22 protein-coding genes are annotated in these 21,864 nt (G+C 33.6%); 4 read left to right on the top strand and 18 right to left on the bottom strand.

All coding sequences use genetic code 11. From position 1 onward, the window contains the following. Positions 1 to 40 precede the first annotated feature (40 nt). The gene (locus tag ACFSRZ_RS10320; RefSeq protein ID WP_379666475.1) at positions 41 to 1,423 is read left to right on the top strand and encodes an exopolysaccharide biosynthesis polyprenyl glycosylphosphotransferase; all 1,383 of its coding nucleotides are present in this window, start codon (positions 41 to 43) and stop codon (positions 1,421 to 1,423) included. On the opposite strand, the gene ACFSRZ_RS10315 is transcribed toward ACFSRZ_RS10320, so the two are convergent. The 3 genes from ACFSRZ_RS10315 to ACFSRZ_RS10305 all read right to left on the bottom strand — a co-directional run bounded on the left by ACFSRZ_RS10315 (position 1,403) and on the right by ACFSRZ_RS10305 (position 4,701). Further along, positions 1,403 to 2,581, bottom strand: a complete 1,179-nt coding sequence (locus ACFSRZ_RS10315; RefSeq protein WP_379666474.1) for a lipoprotein N-acyltransferase Lnb domain-containing protein — start codon at positions 2,579 to 2,581, stop codon at positions 1,403 to 1,405. The two genes, ACFSRZ_RS10320 and ACFSRZ_RS10315, sit on opposite strands and share 21 nt — an antisense overlap. A 3-nt stretch (positions 2,582 to 2,584) precedes the next feature. Further along, entirely contained in the window at positions 2,585 to 3,655 is a 1,071-nt protein-coding gene (locus ACFSRZ_RS10310) for a putative type IX sorting system protein PorV2 (protein ID WP_449301479.1), read from the bottom strand. 77 nt (positions 3,656 to 3,732) lie between these two features. Continuing rightward, entirely contained in the window at positions 3,733 to 4,701 is a 969-nt protein-coding gene (locus tag ACFSRZ_RS10305) for a YheT family hydrolase (protein ID WP_379666472.1), read from the bottom strand. A 103-nt stretch (positions 4,702 to 4,804) separates the two neighbouring features. Here ACFSRZ_RS10305 and ACFSRZ_RS10300 point away from each other — a divergent pair, with 103 nt between their 5' ends. Next, a complete protein-coding gene (locus tag ACFSRZ_RS10300) occupies positions 4,805 to 5,563 on the top strand; it encodes a CDP-alcohol phosphatidyltransferase family protein (protein ID WP_379666471.1) in 759 nt (252 codons plus the stop codon). Positions 5,564 to 5,565: 2 nt separating this feature from the next. Here the strand turns inward: ACFSRZ_RS10300 and lptB are convergent, their stop codons facing one another. Genes lptB through ACFSRZ_RS10280 form a run of 4 tightly spaced genes read right to left on the bottom strand, consistent with a single transcriptional unit; the run spans position 5,566 to position 8,465 of the window. Further along, entirely contained in the window at positions 5,566 to 6,300 is a 735-nt protein-coding gene (gene lptB, locus ACFSRZ_RS10295) for an LPS export ABC transporter ATP-binding protein (RefSeq protein ID WP_379666470.1), read from the bottom strand. 43 nt (positions 6,301 to 6,343) lie between these two features. Beyond that, positions 6,344 to 6,697, bottom strand: a complete 354-nt coding sequence (locus ACFSRZ_RS10290; RefSeq protein WP_379666469.1) for a carboxymuconolactone decarboxylase family protein — start codon at positions 6,695 to 6,697, stop codon at positions 6,344 to 6,346. Further along, on the bottom strand, positions 6,684 to 7,496 hold the full coding sequence (tatC, locus tag ACFSRZ_RS10285; protein ID WP_379666468.1) for a twin-arginine translocase subunit TatC: 813 nt from the start codon (positions 7,494 to 7,496) through the stop codon (positions 6,684 to 6,686). The genes ACFSRZ_RS10290 and tatC overlap by 14 nt, the downstream gene beginning before the upstream one ends. Further along, on the bottom strand, positions 7,497 to 8,465 hold the full coding sequence (locus tag ACFSRZ_RS10280) for a KpsF/GutQ family sugar-phosphate isomerase (RefSeq protein WP_379666467.1): 969 nt from the start codon (positions 8,463 to 8,465) through the stop codon (positions 7,497 to 7,499). A 156-nt stretch (positions 8,466 to 8,621) separates the two neighbouring features. Between ACFSRZ_RS10280 and ACFSRZ_RS10275 the strand changes: the two genes are divergently transcribed. Next, entirely contained in the window at positions 8,622 to 10,805 is a 2,184-nt protein-coding gene (locus tag ACFSRZ_RS10275) for a RecQ family ATP-dependent DNA helicase (RefSeq protein WP_379666466.1), read from the top strand. Between the two features lie 33 nt (positions 10,806 to 10,838). On the opposite strand, the gene ACFSRZ_RS10270 is transcribed toward ACFSRZ_RS10275, so the two are convergent. The 8 genes from ACFSRZ_RS10270 to ACFSRZ_RS10235 form a co-directional block, all read right to left on the bottom strand. Further along, positions 10,839 to 11,231: a hypothetical protein gene (locus tag ACFSRZ_RS10270; RefSeq protein ID WP_379666465.1), complete on the bottom strand. Its 393-nt coding sequence runs from the start codon at positions 11,229 to 11,231 to the stop codon at positions 10,839 to 10,841. 17 nt (positions 11,232 to 11,248) lie between these two features. Beyond that, entirely contained in the window at positions 11,249 to 12,067 is an 819-nt protein-coding gene (locus ACFSRZ_RS10265; RefSeq protein ID WP_379666464.1) for a caspase family protein, read from the bottom strand. 75 nt (positions 12,068 to 12,142) lie between these two features. Further along, positions 12,143 to 12,784: a response regulator gene (locus ACFSRZ_RS10260; RefSeq protein WP_379666463.1), complete on the bottom strand. Its 642-nt coding sequence runs from the start codon at positions 12,782 to 12,784 to the stop codon at positions 12,143 to 12,145. Between the two features lie 176 nt (positions 12,785 to 12,960). Beyond that, positions 12,961 to 14,877 carry a sensor histidine kinase gene (locus ACFSRZ_RS10255; RefSeq protein WP_379666462.1) on the bottom strand — a complete coding sequence of 639 codons (1,917 nt, stop codon included), beginning with the start codon at positions 14,875 to 14,877 and terminating at the stop codon, positions 12,961 to 12,963. Then, entirely contained in the window at positions 14,874 to 15,329 is a 456-nt protein-coding gene (locus tag ACFSRZ_RS10250; protein ID WP_379666461.1) for a hypothetical protein, read from the bottom strand. Before ACFSRZ_RS10250 ends, ACFSRZ_RS10255 begins: the two co-directional genes overlap by 4 nt. A gap of 4 nt (positions 15,330 to 15,333) precedes the next feature. Further along, on the bottom strand, positions 15,334 to 16,287 hold the full coding sequence (locus tag ACFSRZ_RS10245; RefSeq protein ID WP_379666460.1) for a hypothetical protein: 954 nt from the start codon (positions 16,285 to 16,287) through the stop codon (positions 15,334 to 15,336). 132 nt (positions 16,288 to 16,419) lie between these two features. Next, entirely contained in the window at positions 16,420 to 17,097 is a 678-nt protein-coding gene (locus ACFSRZ_RS10240) for a ZIP family metal transporter (RefSeq protein ID WP_379666459.1), read from the bottom strand. Continuing rightward, positions 17,094 to 17,819: a class I SAM-dependent methyltransferase gene (locus ACFSRZ_RS10235; protein ID WP_379666458.1), complete on the bottom strand. Its 726-nt coding sequence runs from the start codon at positions 17,817 to 17,819 to the stop codon at positions 17,094 to 17,096. The genes ACFSRZ_RS10240 and ACFSRZ_RS10235 overlap by 4 nt, the downstream gene beginning before the upstream one ends. A gap of 165 nt (positions 17,820 to 17,984) precedes the next feature. On the opposite strand from ACFSRZ_RS10235, the gene ACFSRZ_RS10230 reads away from it, so the two are divergent. After that, entirely contained in the window at positions 17,985 to 19,160 is a 1,176-nt protein-coding gene (locus ACFSRZ_RS10230; protein WP_379666457.1) for a THUMP domain-containing class I SAM-dependent RNA methyltransferase, read from the top strand. On the opposite strand, the gene ACFSRZ_RS10225 is transcribed toward ACFSRZ_RS10230, so the two are convergent. From ACFSRZ_RS10225 to ACFSRZ_RS10215, 3 genes are read right to left on the bottom strand one after another with little or no spacing between them, the layout of a single operon-like run. Continuing rightward, entirely contained in the window at positions 19,148 to 19,681 is a 534-nt protein-coding gene (locus ACFSRZ_RS10225; RefSeq protein WP_379666456.1) for a phosphatase PAP2 family protein, read from the bottom strand. The two genes, ACFSRZ_RS10230 and ACFSRZ_RS10225, sit on opposite strands and share 13 nt — an antisense overlap. After that, complete coding sequence (locus ACFSRZ_RS10220; RefSeq protein ID WP_379666455.1) at positions 19,678 to 20,574, bottom strand: alpha/beta fold hydrolase; 897 nt, start codon at positions 20,572 to 20,574, stop codon at positions 19,678 to 19,680. Before ACFSRZ_RS10220 ends, ACFSRZ_RS10225 begins: the two co-directional genes overlap by 4 nt. Before the next feature lie 41 nt (positions 20,575 to 20,615). Further along, positions 20,616 to 21,854 (bottom strand): T9SS type A sorting domain-containing protein, encoded by a 1,239-nt coding sequence (locus ACFSRZ_RS10215; protein WP_379666454.1) that lies wholly within the window; start codon positions 21,852 to 21,854, stop codon positions 20,616 to 20,618. Positions 21,855 to 21,864: the final 10 nt, after the last annotated feature.

The following is a 21,864-nucleotide window of genomic DNA, read 5'->3' as shown; positions in this document are numbered from 1 at the left end:
GTAATGTTCCCCTGATATTGTGATGGCATAATATGCAATTATGAGTTTGAAAGTTTCCCACATAGACTTATCAGAAAGAAAAGTTTTACTTAGATCTTTTGATGTCGTTGTTATTATTTTAAGTGTCTGGCTATCCTCTAAGTTTTCAATTCAGGACTACATTACCTTTGGCTCTGACTCTGTTTACATGTGGCTAACCTTATTGATCTTCTACTATTTCTTATTTGGAGAGATCTTTCAGTTATACGACCTTAATGTATCCAGTAACAGGTTTAAAGTATCAAGGAGTTTGTTTTTAACAGCTTTTATCACAACCTTATTTTTCACATTTACACCTTATTTTTCTCCATCATTACCAGAAAAAAGGATACAGGTTATTTATTTGTTCCTTCTGATGTTTGGGCCAGTTCTGTTATGGAGATTTATATATATGTGGGTGCTCTTTTCACCTAAATATTTCAAAGATATCATTGTAATCTCTCACGCTACAAGAATGGGTACTATGCTAGATCTCATAAAAGAAAGAGGGTTTCATAATGTTATCTGTTACATTTCAGACGAAGAAAATAAAAACTATGGGCAGTTCTTTGATGTTAATAATGTAGATGTATACAAACTGGTAAAAGAAAAAAATGCTAAGGAAGTTATCTTAAGCACTCGCGGATTTTCAAGCAATGTAATCTCTAAACTTAACAACAGCATTATTACACTCTTTGAGGAGGGAATTAATATCAAGAGCTTTGAAAGCTTTTACGAAGAGATTACAGACAGAGTGCCAAAAGAATATTTAGATCATCATTTTTACAACAATATCAACTTAAGTAGTCATAGTGAAAAGAAGATTTATCAATTTTACCATCGTTTTATTGACATTGTGGTTTCTTCGTTAGGCTTGTTGATCTTTGTTCCCATGATTCCTCTAATTTTATTATTCAACCTTATAGGAAATAGAGGACCTATATTTTATACTCAAAAAAGAGTAGGAAAAAAAGGAAAACTATTTACCATCTATAAATTGAGGTCTATGGTGGTGAATGCCGAATCTCAAGGAGCACAATATGCGCAAAAGAATGACAAAAGGATTACGATGTTCGGAAAATTCTTACGAAATACAAGGTTAGACGAAGCTCCTCAGTTCTTTAATATTCTTAAAGGAGATATGAGTTTGATAGGCCCAAGGCCAGAAAGGCCAGAATTTGTGCAAGACCTAGAAGAAAAGATTCCGTTTTATGCAATTAGACACGTTGTAAAACCCGGACTTACAGGTTGGGCGCAAGTAAATTATCCTTATGCAGGAAATTTAGACGAACAAGAGAAAAAATTGCGTTACGACCTCTTCTACATAAAAGAACAAAGTGCTTATCTTGATTTTAAGATTATCATCAAGACTATGACCACAGTTCTATTCTTTAGAGGACAATAGCTTATTTAAATAATAATACCTGTAAAGTAACATTCCTAGAATAGGAAGTATGGTTAGAGAGAACAACTGTACTTGTACAATCCACAGAATTCCCAATACAACTAAGAAAACCAAGCAAACTTTCACATAATAGCTGACCCAATTTGGAATGTTCTTTTTCAATAGTACAAAAGCAACAATTAGGTTAGGAGCAAAGGCCCATAAGAAATTAAAATTGTTTGGAGTAGTTCTATGATCTGTAAAGAACCATAAAAACACGATTAGGGTTCCCAAAATACCGGTAAAGAAAAACACAAAGAAATCAAACCATTTAGATCTCTTTTGCTTTCTTATATCTTTAAAAGTAACATAAACGCTAATCAAGAATAAAATAGAAAAGACCAAAAGAGGATTGTACCAAACAGTAGCCGGAGTTTTTTCAGGATAACTAAGAACATCTGTCTCTTTTTTTACCAATGGAGTAGTAGTTCCGTTTTCTGTTTTTTTAGCGTCTTTAAAAGCAACATATACAAAATCAGGTAAATACATATATTGAGCCGGAGTTGCTTTCTGATCCAGTTTAGTTCCTAAAGCTAAATTAATACCAAAACTACCCCAATGATTCCAAGCTAACTCTTTGTTCATCAATTGTCTTAAGGTAAATTCATCTTTTGCATACTCATCAGGAAACTCAACTTTTTTACCAAGAATTGTCTGAGTGATGTCTCTTAATTTGGTCGCACAATTGTCGAAATAAGGATCGTAATAGTAAGATGCGTTTTGTGGCTTAGCATTGTCTTCCAAATATTCGAAGAAAGCTTGCTTTTCTTGATGGGTAAGATTTAGGATCTGCTCTTTCATCCATCTTTTATCATCATTATTGCTACGAACAAAATAATGGAAAGGATATCTACCTAGTTTATACAACAATCGTCCTTTAGCAAAATTTGCATAAAAATTAGGCTGATTAAAATCGAAGACACCGTAGTTGTATACCAGATCAAAATTCAACACCGGATCTTTAATACGGATAGCACTGTGACCAAAAGTTTCAAAGAAATCATTACCCGGTCCAACAGTAATAATACTCACTTCAGAATATACTGATACCTGTAGCTGAGCAGAAACACTTTGAAAAGAACCAATAAGAAACAAAAGGATAAAGTAGATTTTTCTCATACGCTATCTTCTAAAAAAACTATAATCGATTTTTACTGAAAAAATATTGGAAAATAAAGCATTTCCTATGCTTCCAATGTTAGTTAAAGCATAATCTACCTGAATTCCTTTGTATGTAAAACCTACTCCAAAATTAGGCTGTACAGATAAACTTTTACTACCGTCAAACTCTGTGGTTTTCTGAAAATTCCCAACACCTGCACGTAAGAATACAAAATTCTCATAATCTAGCTGAAAACCTATTGCAGGATCAATGCTTCCCAATCCTGTTGAGATAATATCATTGGTTCTTGCAAAACGTAAATTCAAATCAACTTCAGTTAATAAATGAAATGTACGTCCGATGTCAAATTTTCTAGCCATTCCAAATTGTACTTTTGGCTTTGTGATCTCTGTAGTTTCAGGCAGTTCCTGATTTTGCCCCGGAATTGCTCCTTGAATAGTGGCAAAAGCATCTTCATCTATATTCCAAATATTGAAAGTAGTGGTGATATCTCTTACCATCAAACCAAACTTCCAATCATCTCTTTCGTATTGAATCCCAGCATCAAAACCAAACCCCCATGAATTTGCAAACTTTCCGATTGTTCTTCTTACAACTTTGGCATTTACACCAAAATACAGATCTTTAAAAATAAGGTTTTTAGCATAGGACACTGTCAAAGCGTAATCTGCAGCAGAAAAGAGACTGACCCTGTTAAAATCAATATTTCCTTGACTGTCAATAAGCTCAGTTGTATTTAAAATATCATCTACACCAAAACGTATCAAAGACACTCCTAAAGCACTTTGCTTATCAATAGGCATGGCAAAAGCGGCATAATTATAATTGGCTATTCCTGCAAAATAAGAAGCGTACATAATAGACCCTTGATAATCTTCAATATTAACAAGTCCTGCCGGATTCCAATAAACAGCATTGACATCATTGGTGGTGGCAACCACAGATCGACTCATTCCCAATGCAGCAGCATCTACACCAATATTCAAAAATTCATTAGAATAGTTTCTTACCGCCTGAGCATTCATCAGTATTGGAAAGATAAGAGAAAATATAAGCAGTTTTCTTTTCAATGGAACTATGAGATCTTTACGCAAATATCTAAATATAATATTGAAATAACTTGAGAAAACGAGAGATATTGTACGGTTTAAGTATTGTCTTTAAAAAATTGAATCATTCTTTGCTCTAACCAACGATTGTCTTGTTGTCTGAAGCCAGAAATGAAACCTACATGACCTCCATATTTTGTAACAAGCAAATGAAAGAAATCAGAAGACTCGGCTTCTTTGTATGGATAGCATTCTTCTGGGAGAAAAGGATCATCTAAAGAGGTAATGAGAAGACAAGGCTTTTTGATCTTTAGTAGATAAGGTTTAGAGCTTGCCTTGACCCAATAATCTTCTGGACTGTCAAAACCAAAGACAGGCGCTGTATAGAGCTCATCAAAATCTTTGAATGCCTTAGCTTTAAATAATTTGTCTTTATTTATATTGAATTCGGGGAACTTTTCGGCTTTTAACAAGACCTTTTGTCGAAGTGTTTTTAAGAACTCTTCCATGTAGATCTTATTCTTAAGTGTTGCCATTAGTTTTCCAGAAGAAGCAAGGTCAACAGGAACCGAAACAGCTATTCCACTTACAACTTTATCAGGAACACGATCGGCATATTCTCCCAAATACTTCAAAGTTAGATTTCCGCCCAAACTATACCCTACGATCATAAGCTTTTCATAATCGTAATGCTCCAATAAATAATTGACTATAAAATCTACATCTTCTGTTTTTCCACTATGATAGGTTTGTAGTAGTCTATTGTCTTCACCACTACATCCGCGTAGATTAAAAGAAACAGTATCGTATCCAATAGCATTCAACTCGTTGGCAGCAGAGATCATATACTTAGACTCAGAGCTTCCTTCCAAACCATGGATCAAAAGCACTAACGTATTTGAACCTGTTGTAGAAAAATCAAGATCGATAAAATCATGATCCCAAGTCTCAACTCGTATACGCTTGTAATTATGAATTTCTTTCATAAATAAAGGTCTGAATACGGTATTAACATGACCATTTCTGAACGGCAGAGAAGGGATGAAGTCAGATTCTAGTATTGGCATTCTAAGTGTTTTCCAGCAATTGTATCAACAAATATGCTGAAAAATTCAGGATTTTAAAAGTGCACTCAAAGGATTTACTATTTTAGTGGCGAATTTAAAAAGGATGAATATCAAAAAACACATTCCCAATTTATTTACACTCGGAAATCTCTTTTTCGGAATTTTAGCAACAATATATGCAGTAGTTGGCGTATATGAATACGTTTTTTTATTTGTTGTAATTGGAATCGTATTAGATTTCTTTGATGGTTTTCTAGCTAGAATTCTTAATGTACAAGGAGAACTAGGAAAACAATTAGATTCTTTAGCCGATATGGTTACCAGTGGAGTAGCACCGGGTGTGGTAATGTTTTCTTTACTCAATCAAAATAGTTTTGCAGTAAAAACTTTTTTTGAAGAAACAATCAATATAAATGCTTTTAACAGTGTTGATAATTCTGAATTTTACCTTTCTTTTATTGGTTTTCTCGTTACTCTTGCCGCTTGTTATCGTTTGGCAAAGTTTAACATAGATACAAGACAAGCAGAGAGTTTTATAGGTTTGCCAACACCGGCTATGAGTTTATTTGTGGTAGCATTACCATTAATTGATATCGATTTTGTAAAAGATTTACTATCAAATAATTATGTGTTAATAGCAATTACTTTGATGTTAAGTTATTTAATGAATGCCAACTTGCCGTTACTTTCGTTAAAATTCAAAACTTTTGGGTTTAAAGAAAATATGATGAAGTATCTGCTGATAATAACCTCTGGAGTATTATTGATTACACTAAAGTTTTTGGCAGTACCTTTAATTATAGTAGTTTACATTATACTGTCTATCATTAACAACAGTAACGCAAAGCAAAAAGTAGGTTGATATTAGAAAGTCTTTTCTTTCAATTCGAAATCTTTTCCAAGATATACTTTACGTACCAATTCATCTTCAGCAAGATCTTTAGGAACTCCTTCTTTTAAGATTCCACCTTGATACATTAAGTATGTTCTATCAGTAATGGCTAGGGTTGCTTGTACATCGTGATCAGTAATCAAGATTCCAATATTACGGTCTTTTAAATGGGCAACAATACTTTGAATATCTTCTACAGCAATTGGATCTACACCGGCAAAAGGTTCATCCAGTAAGATAAAATTTGGATCAGAAGCCAAACAACGAGCAATTTCTGTTCTTCTTCGCTCACCTCCGGAAAGTAGATCACCTCTGTTTTTACGAACATGTCCGATATTGAACTCTTCAATAAGAGATTCCAATTTCATCTTTTGTTCCTTTTTAGAAAGGTCTGTAAACTGAAGTACCGACATGATATTATCTTCTACAGATAACTTTCTAAAAACAGATGCTTCTTGAGCCAAGTATCCTATTCCTTTTTGAGCTCTTTTATACATAGGATAAGAAGTGATATCCTCATCATCCAAAATGATCTTACCACCGTTGGGTTTAATCATTCCTACGATCATATAGAACGAAGTAGTTTTTCCGGCACCATTAGGCCCCAATAGTCCAATGATCTCTCCTTGCTCTACTTCTAAGGAGATACCTTTAACTACTTGTCTGCTACCGTAAGTTTTTTGAATGTTATCCGCTCTTAAAATCATGTGTCAAATATAGGAATTGAAAGCTTCTATTCTCTTAAAATACTTATAAATCGTTTTCTTCCAGAGCTTCCCAAAACTCATAAGCCCTACGTAAATGAGGAATCACAATAGTACCGCCAACCAATGTAGCGATAGACATGGTTTCCATCATTTCTTCTTTTGTGATACCTTCTTTATAACAGGTTTCTAGGTGATAAGCAATACAATCATCACAACGAAGTACTGCAGAAGCTACCAAGCCTAGCAACTCTTTAGTTTTAACAGACAAATGTCCTTCTTTATAAGCGTTGGTATCTAGATTGAAAATTCTTTTGATGATCTTATGATCTCCACCTAAGATCTTATCATTCATTTTAGAACGATAATCGTTAAACTCTTGTACTTTATTTGTTGGCATTTTTTTCTTGTCTTTTGTAAACTCTTTGAGATACTTTGATACTGATTTCGTATAAAACTAATACAGGAATTGCTACAATAACCTGACTGGCAACATCTGGTGGTGTAATAATAGCAGCTAAGATCAATACAACTACCAATGCGTGTTTTCTATATCGCTTTAGAAATTGCGGAGTAACCAATCCTATTTTAGACAAGAAATAGATAATCACGGGCAATTCAAACATAATAGAAACTCCTAAAAGCATGTTGGTAACCAAGCCTACATGGGAATCCATAGTAAATTGGTTCTCAATTAAAGGAGTGATCTGATAATTGTATAAGAAATTAATAGAAACAGGAGCAATTACAAAATAGCTAAATAGTACTCCTAAAAAGAATAAGAAAGAAGCTATAAAGATAAATCCTCTGGATTTCTTTAGTTCTGTTTCGTGTAATCCAGGAGAAATAAATCGCCACATCTCCCATAAAATATAAGGAAAGCTAATAATAAGCCCTAAGATGAAAGATGTCCAAATAGAATCCATCAACTGTTGGGTTACTTTAATGGCTATTAGATTGTTATCTAGATTTACATTACAGAAACTACTTTCCATACCAAAGTAAGTGAAGAAATCACAAAACAATCGGTAAGTAATAAAATCCGGTTTTAAGTGCGCTAAAAGAAAATCTTCATAGACAATTCCAATGAAGCTAAATAGGGCAATAGCCACTACTAGTATAGCTACCACACTTCTTACCAAATGCCACCTTAGTTCTTCAAGGTGATCTAAAAAGGACATTTCTTTTTCCTGTACCATCTAAAATATGCCTTCTTTAAGCAGATCATGTAAATGAACAACACCAATATATTGTTGATCTTCATCAGTAACCAATATCTGCGTAATATTATTGTTCTCTAAAGTGTCTAAAGCTTGAACAGCCATGGCATTAGTAGAGATTGTTTTTGGGTTTGTGCTCATGATATCTTGAGCAGTAAATTTACTGATCTCGGTAGATTTATTCAGCATTCTACGAATATCACCATCAGTAATAATTCCTACCAATTGCTCGTCTTTAACAACAGCAGTAACCCCTAATCTTTTTTCTGTAATTTCTACAATAACTTCAGCTACAGGTGTGGTTGTAGATACTTCTGGTTTTTGGTTGTTCTTGATCAAGTCAGAAACTCGCAGGTATAAGCGCTTTCCTAAAGCACCTCCCGGATGGTATTTTGCAAAATCTTTGCTGGTAAACCCTTTCATCTTTAATAGGCAAACAGCTAGAGCATCACCCATTACTAATTGTGCAGTTGTACTGGTTGTAGGAGCAAGGTTGTTAGGACAAGCCTCTTTTTCTACAAAAGTATTTAAGGTGAAATCTGCTTGAGTTCCTAAAAAGGAATCTGCATTTCCGGTAATGGCAATAATTTTGTTGTTTGAGTTTTTGATCAGCGGAACAAGTACTTTAATCTCCGGAGTGTTTCCACTTTTAGAGATACAGATCACCACATCATCTTTTTGAATGATCCCGAGGTCGCCATGAATGGCATCGGCAGCATGCATAAAAATGGCAGGCGTTCCGGTTGAATTTAAAGTTGCTACAATCTTTGTAGCAATGTTTGCGCTTTTCCCAATACCCGTTACAACAACTCTTCCGTTTGAGTTTAGGATGAATTTAACAGCTTCTTCAAAATCAGAATTAATTAAATTCGTTAAATTAGCTATTGCATTGCTCTCTAAAAGGATGGTTTCTTTGGCAATAGCAGTGATATTTTGTAAATCTTCCAAGGACTGATTTATTTTTATACGTAATAAAAAAAGTTATATATTTAAGTAATAAAAATATTAGACAAACTTACTACAAAATTCAGAGACCCCAAACATTTGTAAACGGATTGTCAATCTGTGTAAATGATGGCAAGTTATAAGATGAAAAATTTATAAATGGATATTTACGCTTCTTTAAAAAAGTTTTTCGGCTTTAGTCAGTTTAAAGGCTTGCAAGAGGATGTTATAAAAAGCATACTAGACAATAACGATACATTTGTGATTATGCCTACAGGAGGAGGTAAGTCACTATGTTATCAGTTGCCCGCACTGATGAAAGACGGAACAGCGATCGTAATTTCGCCCCTGATCGCTTTAATGAAAAATCAAGTTGACGCTTTAAGAGGTATTTCAGAAACGCATGGAATTGCGCATGTACTGAATTCTTCCCTTAATAAATCAGAAGTTACTCAAGTAATGTCAGACATTGCAAATGGCGTTACCAAACTATTATATGTAGCACCCGAATCTCTTATCAAAGAGGAATATGTGGAATTTCTAAAAGGACAAAAGATATCTTTTGTAGCTATTGATGAAGCACATTGTATCTCTGAGTGGGGACATGATTTTAGACCAGAGTACCGAAACCTTAAACATATTATCAAGCAAATAGATAATGTGCCTGTGATTGGTCTTACGGCTACGGCTACAGAAAAAGTGCAAGAAGATATTCTAAAAACCTTAGGTATTACAGGAGCTCAAACCTTTAAAGCTTCCTTTAATAGACCCAATTTGTTCTATGAAGTACGTCCAAAAACGAAAGAAGTAGAAAAAGATATCATTCGTTTTGTACGCCAAAGAACAGGCAAATCTGGAATTATCTATTGCTTAAGCCGAAAAAAGGTTGAAGAAATTGCTCAGGTTTTACAAGTAAATGGAGTCAAAGCTGTTCCTTACCACGCAGGTTTAGATGCAAAAACTCGAGCAAAGCATCAAGATATGTTCTTGATGGAAGACTGTGATGTAGTTGTGGCTACCATTGCATTTGGAATGGGAATCGATAAGCCCGATGTACGTTATGTGATTCACCATGACATTCCTAAGAGTTTGGAAAGTTACTACCAAGAAACGGGAAGAGCAGGGCGTGACGATGGTGAAGGATATTGCCTGGCATTCTATGCATATAAGGATATAGAAAAGCTGGAGAAGTTTATGGCTAGCAAGCCTGTAGCTGAACAGGAGATAGGACATGCTTTGCTACAAGAAGTAGTAGGATATGCAGAAACTTCTATGTCGCGAAGAAAATACTTGTTGCATTATTTCGGAGAAGAGTTTGATGAAGTGAATGGAGAAGGAGCCGACATGGATGACAATACTCGTAATCCAAAGAAAAAACACGAAGCACAAGAAGAAGTAGTCAAGTTACTTTCTATTGTACGAGATACCAAAGAAAAATACAAATCCAAAGAGATTGTCAATACCCTGATAGGTAAAGAAAATGCAATGTTGAATTCTCACAAAACGCATTTGCAACCATTCTTTGGATGTGGTAAAGAAAGAGATGGTGCTTATTGGATGGCTTTATTACGACAAGTTTTGGTGGTAAATCTCATCCGAAAAGAGATCGAACAATATGGAGTGATCAAACTCACAGAAGAAGGAAAGGATTTTATAGCAAATCCTCAATCTTTTATGATGACGGAAGATCATGTGTATTCGCAAGAAGATACCGGAGATATTATTACCAATACAAAAAGTTCCGGTGGGGCTGCAGATGAGAAGCTGGTGAAAATGTTGAAAGACCTGCGTAAAAAGGTTGCTGTACAACAAGAAGTACCACCTTTTGCGGTTTTCCAAGATCCTTCTTTAGATGATATGGCTTTAAAATATCCGATCACTATGGAAGAATTGTCTAAAGTACATGGAGTAGGAGAAGGGAAGGCAAGAAAATTTGGAAGGCAGTTCTTAACCTTGATAGAAAAATATGTAGCAGATAATGATATTACTCGACCGGATGATTTGATCGTAAAGAGTACGGGAGTTAATTCAGGGCTAAAATTATATATCATTCAGAATACCGATAGAAAACTTCCATTGATAGATATTGCTAGCTCTAAAGGATTAGAAATGGCTGAGTTGATCAAAGAAATGGAAGCCATTGTATATTCCGGAACCAAATTGAATATCAATTATGCCATAGAAGATTTGGTAGATGAAGATCAGCAAGAAGAGATCTACGAATATTTTATGGAAGCAGAATCTGACAAAATACAAGATGCCATGGATGAATTTGATGGCGATTATGATGACGAGGAACTCCGACTCATGCGAATCAAGTTTATCTCTGAGGTAGCGAATTAAAAAAAAGACGGTTTAACCGTCTTTTTTTAATTTTTATTTCAAATACTCTAGAATTGTAAAAGAGCCTTTCTTTTTGATATCGTTTTCTGGCCTCCCTCTAGGATGTCCTTCACGTTCTCCTTGAGAAGGGAGAAAAGAAGTAAATGACTTAATTATAACTTTAAAAATATCTTTTATAATAAAAGGAAAGGAAAGAGCAGTTAAAAATACTCTAGCTTCTTCGCTCAAACTAGTATTAGGTAAAATAAATTGATAAACCCATTGGGTGGCTATCGTAAAAGTAATCATTGAAATAATAGTTATTATCCAGTAGCTTTTAGAGTTAGTAACCTTTACATCTCCCTTTAATTCTTTTTTTAAGTTGTACCAATGTAGAACTTCATTTGTAAGTGCCCCTAAAAAGGCAATAATAATAAGTTTGTCCATACTGAATATGTTTTAGATTAAACGATTTGAAAAGGTGTTTGTTTATCAAATTTTGTCATTCTCTTTCCTAGATTTGTCAACTTAGGAATCTGTTCAGGATCATTTATTGATTTTCGAATTTTATTACAAAACATTTCGTAATTATTTTTAAACTTACCACCATTCCAAACTTTTTTTAGATGCGCAGTAAATACACCATTGAATGTACCATCATATGAGAGTTGATCTTCTTGACAACCTGAAATCAGCTTAATAGAAGCTTTGATTTTAAATTTTGATTTGTTTTTTAATCTTAATAAAACCTTACTATAAAAATCAATATTTTTGTAGTAAGTTCTAGTAGTAATTTCTGAAGGGAGATTTTTTGATAAATACTCCTCTGATTTATTAGCTTTTGAAATTGAATTCCTAGATTTTAAAATGGTACCACTATGACAACTATCAGATGTTACTAATACCCTAACATTTTCTTTGAATAAAGACCATAGATAGTGTAATTCATCATCAATTAATTGCCCATCATATAAACACCAAGTTTCATCTTGAGCATCCATTTCATCATTATCTAAGTCTGGTGTTTGCCCTCCATGACCAGAATATGAAATATAAAGTATATCTCCAGATTTTAATAGTTTAGAGTAATTTTCTATTTTTTCAATAACATTCTTACGAGTAGCTTCTTCTCTAATTAATGTTTTTGTTGAATACCCTAATGATTTAGCAATACTTTCCATGTCATGTGCATCGTATTCACATGCGTTTAATTTACCATCCCACCCACCATAGTGCATTGGATCTATATAATTTAATCCAATATGTAATGAATAGCCTTTCATGATTATTTGTTTTTAGAATTTTAATCAAATTTAAAAGCTACTTTTAGAAAGATTAATACCTATAAATAGGTAAAATCAGAACTGATATTTCTTATCCACAGCGTATTTGATTAGCTCTGTACCGCTGTTTAGTTGTAGTTTTCGAATCATATTCTTACGGTGCGTATCTACGGTAGTTTTTGCGATAAATAAGCTTTCTGCAATTTCTTTAGAAGTCTTGCCATTGGCAATTAAATGTAGAATCTCCTTTTCACGATTTGAGAGTACTACTTTATCAGTTTTGCCAATCTTTACATTATCTTCAATGTAGTCATTCATAAAATTAAAGGCAACATTAGGGTCAAAGAAGGTTTCTCCGCCAGCAACTGTGACAATGGCTTTGGATAGCATTTTAATCCCTGAATTCTTTAAGATATACCCTGTAGCACCGGCATCTAACATTTGCTTGATAGCTTCCGGTTGATCAAACATGGTCATGGCCAAGACTCGAATATGAGGAAATTGTTGTTTAATGAGTTTGGTTGCTTGAATACCGTCCATGATCGGCATACGAATATCGGTAATCACTAGTTTGGGTTGTTTTAAGGAAACCAGTTTAACAAGGTCCTGTCCGTTGTTGACAGTTCCTATAATATTGACATCTTCATCATATTCAAAGAAGGCTTTTACACCATCAATAAGCATCTGATGGTCTTCAGCTATAGCGAGGGTAATCATATTACTTTTTCTTTTCAGTTAGGTAAGCTAAAGTTATAAAAGAATTTCTTTTACAGAATCCCTTCGATTAGGTATTCTCTTTTGACGTAAGGGTTGTCTGTATTGAGCTAGTTGAAGTATCGAAGTATTTGGTAAGAAGTAGCTATCTAGACACTTCGAGAGCCTCAGTGTCCGAATTAAGTAGGCACATTAATAATGATCGTGGTTCCTTTGGTAGGAGTAGAGTCGATGGTAAAATCACCTTTTAAATGTTCTACACGAGTTTGAATAGAATGCAGCCCCATTCCTTTTTTTAGATTAATTTGAGAAGCATCCATTCCTTTCCCATTATCTTCAATCATGATGTTGATTCCGTCTTGATGTTCATTCAGTCCAATGGTAACAAAAGAAGCCTCTGCATGTTTGATAATATTGGTAGTCAATTCTTGAATGATACGGAACAAGGCAATTTCCAAACTATTGTCTAAAGGAGTATCCAAACCACTGTATACGACTTGAATTTCAAAGTTATTGGTAGCAGAAGAGATTTTTTCTGCCATTATTTCTACGGCGGTTAAGAGTCCTTGATTTGCTATAACCCCAGCATTTTTAGCATGGGCAATACTACGTACTTTTTTATAAGCCTCATCGATCAGACTTTCGGTTTTATCAAATAAAGTTTCCTGATCGATTTTTTTCTTTTCTCTATTGATCCGTAGATTATCAAAATGCAATTTTAAAGTAGCTATCACAGATCCTAAATTGTCATGAAGATCTTCAGCCACACGCTTTCGTTCTTTTTCTTGGCCTTCTATCATAGCGTTGATGGTCGTAATTTCTTGTTCTTTTAAAAGGGTAAGATTTTTTTGAGTTTCTAGCTCTTTTTCTTGTGCTAGCGCAATATTTTTCTGAATCTCTAATTCTTTTTCTTGAATTGCTAAGAGGCGTTTACGACGGGAGTTTTTTATTGTTAATGAACTTATAGTGATCAGAAATAAAAAAAATGAAATTCCTACAATAAGATAGTTATCGTACGTTTTTTTCTGTTCTTCACTTTCATCTCTTAATTTTTGGTTATTATATATAGTTGAAAATTCAAGGTTATTTCCATAAGAAATTAGACTATCTAATTTATTTTTTTTATCAATGTATATTAAGGCAGAATCTAGTTTATTTATATTTTTATAATACTTAATAATCCAATCGTAAGCGATAGATTTCTTATACCTTTGTCTTCCCAATATTATAGGTACAGATACCCCTTCTTTATAATACTTTATAGATTCATTCTGTTGATTGAGCTTATAATAATTTACACCAATATTAACTTTTATACCGAAAGAGAAGCTATTAGGAAAAAGTAGTTTTGTTTTTTCATAATTCAAATTTGCTTTTAAATAATATTCATTTGATTTTTTTAGATTCTTGAGGAAGAAAAAATATGATACTCCTATAAATTGTTGGCATCTTCCTTTAAGAAAATGATTGGAATCACCAATCAATTCTTCTAACTGTAATAATTCATCTATATAATTTATTTTTTTTACAGAAGATATAAATCTTAGTTCATAATAACATTGCCACAACTTTTCGGTATTATCAAAACTATACTTTTTTAAGTCTTTTATTTGGTAACTTAAAATATTTCGAGCTTTATCATTATCTTTTCCCAAGTGTAACTCTATTATCTTTTTTGTAGCCAAGTTTGATTGAATCTTATTCTTATTTCGTAAAGCAAATTTCTTAGCTTCAGAAAAATATTTATGAGCCAAACTATCTGAACTGGATTTGTTTTGATAATACTCTCCTAGTGTTAAATTTTTTAAGAAATATAAATGATTATTGCTAATTATTTTTTTTGTAATAGAATCTGGGGGTAAATTGATTTCACCATATTTAATATATGACAAATGCCACCTGATTAAGTTTTGCAAATCAGATGACAAGTTGTATTCTTTTTTTACTCTTTCTATTTTATCTAACTGAAATCGGTCTAAATATATCGTTAAACTATCTATGTACCTCTTATCATTTTTAATTTGTATATTTTTCTGCTTACATGAAAAAAAAATAGCAATAATTATTAGAAAGGTAATTGTTGTGTTTAATTTCATCCACCTATTTTTGATCTGCAGATTACAGTTAAATCTGCATTATAGCCTATTGGATTTATATCATCTTCGAGATCAAGATCAAGAATATCTCTATTTATTCTTAAATGAATAATATCACCTTTTTTTACAGGTATATCTTTTTTGACTTTTCTTTTTATTACTGTTGATTTGTCAGTGAATGATCTTAATTCAAGGTCTATTAAAATGACTTCAATAGGGAATTCAGGATCATCACCTCTTTCAATATTAGTAATATCATTTAATGAATAATTTATTAACCCAAATTGTCTAATATATTTAAGCTCAATATAATCCAAAAATGTTTTTGATCCTTTTTTTCTTGTAGATAATTTTCCGGAAATGACAAAACTGGTCCCATATTTATCTTCAAAAGTCATTGGTTGAAATAATTTAGAGTTTAACTCTACAGTTAATAGGTCTTGTAGTTTCATGGCTTTAATGATTAAAAATTAATTCGATTTTTTGAGAAGTATTCTCATTTATATGTTCAATAATATTTATTAGAGGTAGTACTATAGATTTATTTGCTTGTATTTGGACTATTATACCTACAGGCTTAAGTTCATCATTAATAACTAATGAGCCTGAGTCACCTTCATCTGCAAAAAAATGACACGGAGAGTTACCCTTCACCATATAATTCCCTTTAAGTAACTTTCCTTTATACTTATAGCTTACATCTTCTGAATCAATAGTGCCTGAGGTTCCTTGGGTTATAACCCCGTATTTTCTAACTGGAGTACCTTCTTTATGATGAATAATATTTTGTTGGATCTCATCATTATTAGTATATAACAAAACCCCTTCATTTACGTCACCAATAGAATTTGGAAAAATTTCTATTATAGCATAATCCATATTAGTACTTGGATTTTTATAATATACTTTCCCTATATGTTTGTACTTAGTCTTAGTTTTTTGTGAATAAAAAATAGGTGATTCATCTCTTAGACCATGGCTACAGGTTAAACCAAATAATCTATCAGTTAAGTCATCTTTAAAAACAACAGCTAGTGTAGTGATTCCTATAGTTTGAGGGTTAATTTTTATACCTCCTCCTCCTAAAATTTTTTCACCTGATATTTCATTATCAATTTTTGAACATGTTGAATCAGGAATAATTTTATTAACTTCTAATAGTTTAGTACAAACGAATAAATTATCATCATATGAATCATCAATTTCTTTAAAATAAACTTTTTCAGGTACTTTATCTTTAAATTCAAGGTCATTTGGATCGTATCCTACTTCGTAAGTATAATCTGTAGGGCCATTGCCATCGCATTTAATTTTAGATACATATCTAAATCCTTCATTTTTAAATAATTTATCTGCTAATGTGTTGAGCAATAAATGAAAATGTTTCTCAGGTATTTTAAGATTACTCATAGTTGAATTGTTTATTCCAAAACTCAAACATTTGGATAGGTAGTACTATACCTACAACTAGGTATTTACAAATCCTTAACAGTAGGTAGTTGTTTTAAAGAAAGAGAAAGAAGTAAGAAGTAAGGAGAGTTTTTACAAAGTAAAGATAGTCAGCAAAACACCTAATAAAATCGCTAAGAACTTCTTTAAATTGAATTTGTGATTCTCTGTACTTTCAAATAAGATAATAGTAGAAATGTGTAAGAAGACACCAATGATCACAGCCGTGATTTCCATGATGTAATCTTCAAAGACCTCCATCTGCTCAGAGAGTAAAACACCCAACGGACTCATCAAAGCAAAGACAGATAAGAAGATGATGATCTTGGTTTTAGAGAACTTGGCAGTCACCAAGAAAGAAGTCAATACCACTGCAATCGGAACCTTGTGCACCACAATTGCCCATAACAAATTCTCTCCAGCATGGTGAATAGGCAATCCTTCAGAAAAAGCATGCAAACTCAAACTCACAAATAGGACCGTAGGAAAAGTACTTCCATCCGTATGCATATGAATATGCCCGTGTTCTGCGCCTTTAGACAGAGATTCTAAAACCGATTGAAGTATAATACCGGCAAGAATACAGATACCAATCATTTTTGTATCCTCAGCATGTCCGTATACATCCGGTAACAAATGCATGATAGTTACCGATAGGAGGTAAGCCCCACTAAATGCCAAAAGCAGTTGCGTAATCTGTTTGTTAGGCTTTAAAGCAAACACTAACAGAATTCCAAGTACTACCGATCCTATTAAAAACAAATGTATCATTGGGCAACTAGAATTAATCGGTCAGACATTTGTTCATTGTATTCCGAGAGTTGATAATCGCCAAATACATGTTGTATCTCCAATCCCGCAGCAGCAAAATACTCTTGAAACTTAGCCAAGTCCAAATACTTTACCTGTTCCGTATATGAATGATCAACACCCTTGTCAGAAAAAGAAATATGTTTTAAGATAAAACCATCTTTGATCTCACGCTCAATATGAAAATCAATTCCATCCACTGTTTTGATCTCTTTTTGAACCAAATGATCCTTAACATACACAACATTCAGAAAATCCAAGACCAGTACACCATGTTTACTCAAACCATTCTTCATGTTTTGCAATACTAAGATCTCATCCGCATCACTATCAAAATAACCAAAACTCGTAAACAAATTAAAAACAGCATCATACTGATGCGTAAACGACTGACGCATATCTTTTACTTTGAACTTTAGTCGATCGTTTTCAAATTGCTTGGCAAATGCAATACTGTTCTCAGACAAGTCTCCGCCTGTTACTTGGTATCCTAAAGAATTCAAGTACACAGAATGACGTCCCTTTCCGCAAGGCAGATCAACAATATGAGACTCTTTAGGCAACTTTAGAAACTGAGTAATGTTTTGCATAAACAGCTGTGCATCCTGCTCATTTCTATGTTTGTATAGAATATGATAGTACGGAGTATTGAACCAAGATGTAAACCAGTCTGTTTTTTCCATAGATGTAAGTACGCAAAATTACGCTTTTCTTACAGATGTTAAAATGAAACATGCAATGAAATTTCAATAACAAAAGCGTAAATATATTTACAAACAACGCATTTATGCATTCAGCCCTCGCTTTTCTTCTTTTTAAATGTACTTTTGCAGAGCAAATCACAGTACATGAATCAGGATTTTAAAATGACGGCTACCACCTTGAAAGGATTAGAAGGTGTGTTGGCAGATGAATTACTAAAACTAGGAGCAAAAGATATTAAAGAATCTATCAGAAGCGTTTCTTTTCGTGGAGACAAAGGTTTTTTATACAAAGCCAATATAGCTTTGCGTACTGCCATTCGTATCTTAAAACCCATTAAAACCTGTAAAATCTACGACGAAGAAGATTTGTACGAAGCCATTCAGAAGATCAAATGGGAAAAATATTTAGATGTAAATGGAACCTTTGCTATTGGTGCAGTTGTAAACTCTAAAAATTTCACATCCAATTCACACTATATCTCTTTAAAATCTAAAGACGCCATTGCAGATTATTTTCGCCATAAATACAGCAAGCGTCCTAATGTAGATTTGAAATACCCTGATGTAAAAATACACGTACACATTCAAAAAGATTGGTGTACCATTTCGTTAGACTCTTCAGGAGAATCTTTACACAAAAGAGGATATAGAAGCGCAACGAATATTGCTCCAATTAATGAAGTACTGGCTGCAGGACTGGTTTTATTGTCCGGTTATACAGGAGATGAGAACTTTATTGATCCGATGTGTGGTTCCGGAACCATTTTGATAGAAGCTGCTATGATTGCCAATCATATTCCTGCCAATATCAATCGTAAGCACTTTGCTTTTGAGAACTGGAAAGACTATGATGAAGACTTGTATTTTATCATTCAAGACTCTTTATTAAAAAAGATCAAGAGCTCTCATTTTAAGATTATGGGATTCGATAAGGCACCATCTGCGGTAAGAAAAGCCAAACAGAACATTATCAATGCCAATTTAGAAGAGTTTATAGGTGTGCATCATGTCAATTTTTTCAATTCTACCAAAGAAGTATTTGGTAACACCACCATCTTATTCAATCCACCTTATGGAGAGCGTTTGAATATTGATGTAGAAGAGTTTTATAGAAAGATAGGAGACACTTTAAAACATAACTATCCAAATTCTACTGCGTGGATCATTACTTCAGATATGGGTGCCTTAAAACATGTTGGCTTGCGTACTTCTAAGCGAATTCCTTTGAAGAATGCCGATTTAGATTGTCGTTTTGTAAAGTATGAATTATACGAAGGTTCTCGAAAAATAAAGAAAGTGATCAACGATCAGAAGGAATAAAGAAGACCTACACTCGTTCCTTCAGAGTTTTTCTGAAATGTAACATCAACCGATCGTTTTTGGTAGGGTTTTGCAAATAAATAAGAGCTACCAATACCCACTATGGCTCCGGCAAAAACATCCCAACCATCGTGCTTTTTTGCGTGAATACGTGTCCAACCCACATATCCCGCCAATATATAAGCAGGAATTCCCACTTTCCAACCAAAGCGTCTTTCTAAAAAGGCAGCACCTGTAAATGAAGTAGAAGTATGTCCTGAAGGAAAAGCATGAATTCCTCCATTTGGGCGTCTCTTGTTTATAATTCTTTTAAAACTATAGGTAGTTAGGAAAGACAATCCGTAAGCTTTGGCAAATTGCCAAATAGGTTTGCTATCATCATTCCAAATTAATGTAGAAAGCCCTGCAGCCGAAGGCAATATAATTTGAATAACATCTCCACTATCTTCAATATTTTTTCTGCTTTGACTATAAGTGTTGACTAATGTGAAAAAAGCCATTAAAATCAATATTTTTCTCATGGTACAATATGTTTTATCCATTCTTCAGGATTCTCCAACATTGGAAAATGCCCCGTATGTTCAACCCAAAACAATTCGTTGTTCGGAATTTCAGTAGTTAATAATTCGGCAATTGCAGCCACAGCCACAGGATCGTTTTGAGCCCAAACAATCTTTGTTGGAATTTGTGTGACTTTTAAAGCACCAATCCATCTATCCCAATATTCATAACGTTCATTGATATACTGACTCAGTTTATGGATCACCTTTCGACCGTTGTTATATTCGATTTGATACCACATACTTTTTAGTTCTTCATCAGTTACTTTCGACTTATCATAATAAACGTTACGAAGATTTTTCTTGAAAATAGGGTAGTTGGTCAACTTCGCTACATATTTTCCCCAGAAAGGATGCTTTAAGAGTTTCTGAATGGTACGTAATTGTGATAATTCGATATGCATACTACCATTGCAGAGAATTAATTTTTCTATTTCAATATCCAATTCATTGGCATTGTCACGAGCCAAGATCTCAGTTGCCACAGAAGTTCCGTAATCATGTGCAAATAGGATTACTTTCTTAAGTCCCAGATCTTTCCATAGAGCCAAAGCCATATCAGCTTGCTCTATCAAAGAATAAGAATAGTCTGTAGATTTGTCAGAAAAACCAAAACCTAAGTGATCATGCATTACCAGTCGATAATGAATAGAGAGTTCTTCAAAAACTTTGTAATAATCGAAAGTAGAAGTAGGGTAGCCATGTAAAAATACCATCGTAGGAAGTTCTTTCCGAGCTTCTTCATGATGCATGGCTAAAAGCTTCCTCATCTTATCTGTATCAATGACAAAAAGCTGATGACTCTTTACAGAACGAAGCGTTCCTAGCTTTTTCCAATCACTACTTTTCATCATAAATTGAATTTACTTTTTGGTTGTTGAGCCTAATCGAAGCACTATTCACGTATCAGTTTTTTAGAAGCCACTCCTTGATCAGTAGTCACTTTTAAAATATAAATACCATGAGTAAGTGAATGTGTATCAATACTAAAATCAGTAATATTTGTTGTATTGATCTCACTATAGACTTCTTTTCCAATTAAGGAATAAAGAGCAACACGCTTTACACCTTCAGCAGAAAACTCTATAGAATTTTGAAAAGGGTTCTCACTTTTAAAATCAATTTTAACCACATCTTCAACACTTACTGTTCCTGTAAAAACAGAATTTAATGCCTGATGCAATTTCTCCCAACCCGTTGCATCATCACGCAATTTTGTTTTTTCTTGTTCTACATGTACAAATCGACCTGTAGCACTTGTAGCCGAAAGATTACACACATTTGCACTTTGATTGATATACCTTCCTTGTGTATTGGTAAAGCCAACCAAGCGCGTCCAATTGTCTATATGAGCAATTTGAAAAGTCAAGGTAGCATCTTCATTAGATAAAGCATTCTTTAATTCTACAGCATAATCAGTTCCTGAAGGCATTTGATCTGTTCCATTACTCAAGATCACATAAGGATCTGAAGCCAGCTTGGTAAACCCGTGTAGCTGTACAAAAACAGAAGTTGCATAAGTATTGTATATAACCTCAGTGGTTTTTTGAAAAACAGAATTGGTATTATGAGCCAGATCCGAAACTTTAAAAGCTTCCGAAGAACCACTACATACAGAGGTTGTTCCGCTACAAGTAGATGCTTGACTGTGATTACAACGATGTGTTCCGTTTAAGAACAAAGCGAAATTTTGTAGTCTTACAAAAGAATAAATGGCTTGCTTTCCTGTATTGAAATCGTGATCAGAATGCGGAGCTTGCAGCACCATTTCATTAGAACCTCCTCCTTGAATGAATACATAAGTTCCCCAATAATTTGTAGGGCTGCTTTTTTCTTTTAAAACATAATAATTATTAGTACTAGGAGAAAAAGCTGTATCTGTATATAAAACAATCTCATAGTTTACAGCATCTGCATGCGTTCTGGCAGTAGTTAGATCACCGGAAAGTAAGTTGGTAATACAGTTTTCCCAAGATGTTAATTGTGCATTGCTGGGAATTGTATAATCGTCTCCCGAATCACCGGGCATATTAGAAATAATGTTATTTAAATAAACTTCCAGATCACCGGAATCAGTTTGAGTAAAGGCTGTTAGGCTGAATAAGAACATCAGCAAAAATGATATCCTTCTCATGATTTTTTGG

This window comes from Pseudotenacibaculum haliotis (assembly GCF_042684245.1).
GTDB classification, from domain to species: Bacteria; Bacteroidota; Bacteroidia; order Flavobacteriales; family Flavobacteriaceae; genus Polaribacter; species Polaribacter haliotis_A.
The sequence above is the reverse complement of the archived record's forward strand: the minus strand, read 5'-3'. Positions and strand labels throughout refer to the sequence as shown.

Coding starts and splice junctions, on each gene's coding strand:
- ACFSRZ_RS10320 (WP_379666475.1), top strand. CDS start 41: ATGAGTTTGAAAGTTTCCCACATAGACTTATCAGAAAGAAAAGTTTTA.
- ACFSRZ_RS10315 (WP_379666474.1), bottom strand. CDS start 2,581: ATGAGAAAAATCTACTTTATCCTTTTGTTTCTTATTGGTTCTTTTCAA.
- ACFSRZ_RS10305 (WP_379666472.1), bottom strand. CDS start 4,701: ATGCCAATACTAGAATCTGACTTCATCCCTTCTCTGCCGTTCAGAAAT.
- ACFSRZ_RS10300 (WP_379666471.1), top strand. CDS start 4,805: ATGAATATCAAAAAACACATTCCCAATTTATTTACACTCGGAAATCTC.
- lptB (WP_379666470.1), bottom strand. CDS start 6,300: ATGATTTTAAGAGCGGATAACATTCAAAAAACTTACGGTAGCAGACAA.
- ACFSRZ_RS10290 (WP_379666469.1), bottom strand. CDS start 6,697: ATGCCAACAAATAAAGTACAAGAGTTTAACGATTATCGTTCTAAAATG.
- tatC (WP_379666468.1), bottom strand. CDS start 7,496: ATGGTACAGGAAAAAGAAATGTCCTTTTTAGATCACCTTGAAGAACTA.
- ACFSRZ_RS10275 (WP_379666466.1), top strand. CDS start 8,622: ATGGATATTTACGCTTCTTTAAAAAAGTTTTTCGGCTTTAGTCAGTTT.
- ACFSRZ_RS10270 (WP_379666465.1), bottom strand. CDS start 11,231: ATGGACAAACTTATTATTATTGCCTTTTTAGGGGCACTTACAAATGAA.
- ACFSRZ_RS10265 (WP_379666464.1), bottom strand. CDS start 12,067: ATGAAAGGCTATTCATTACATATTGGATTAAATTATATAGATCCAATG.
- ACFSRZ_RS10260 (WP_379666463.1), bottom strand. CDS start 12,784: ATGATTACCCTCGCTATAGCTGAAGACCATCAGATGCTTATTGATGGT.
- ACFSRZ_RS10255 (WP_379666462.1), bottom strand. CDS start 14,877: ATGAAATTAAACACAACAATTACCTTTCTAATAATTATTGCTATTTTT.
- ACFSRZ_RS10250 (WP_379666461.1), bottom strand. CDS start 15,329: ATGAAACTACAAGACCTATTAACTGTAGAGTTAAACTCTAAATTATTT.
- ACFSRZ_RS10245 (WP_379666460.1), bottom strand. CDS start 16,287: ATGAGTAATCTTAAAATACCTGAGAAACATTTTCATTTATTGCTCAAC.
- ACFSRZ_RS10240 (WP_379666459.1), bottom strand. CDS start 17,097: ATGATACATTTGTTTTTAATAGGATCGGTAGTACTTGGAATTCTGTTA.
- ACFSRZ_RS10235 (WP_379666458.1), bottom strand. CDS start 17,819: ATGGAAAAAACAGACTGGTTTACATCTTGGTTCAATACTCCGTACTAT.
- ACFSRZ_RS10230 (WP_379666457.1), top strand. CDS start 17,985: ATGAATCAGGATTTTAAAATGACGGCTACCACCTTGAAAGGATTAGAA.
- ACFSRZ_RS10225 (WP_379666456.1), bottom strand. CDS start 19,681: ATGAGAAAAATATTGATTTTAATGGCTTTTTTCACATTAGTCAACACT.
- ACFSRZ_RS10220 (WP_379666455.1), bottom strand. CDS start 20,574: ATGATGAAAAGTAGTGATTGGAAAAAGCTAGGAACGCTTCGTTCTGTA.
- ACFSRZ_RS10215 (WP_379666454.1), bottom strand. CDS start 21,854: ATGAGAAGGATATCATTTTTGCTGATGTTCTTATTCAGCCTAACAGCC.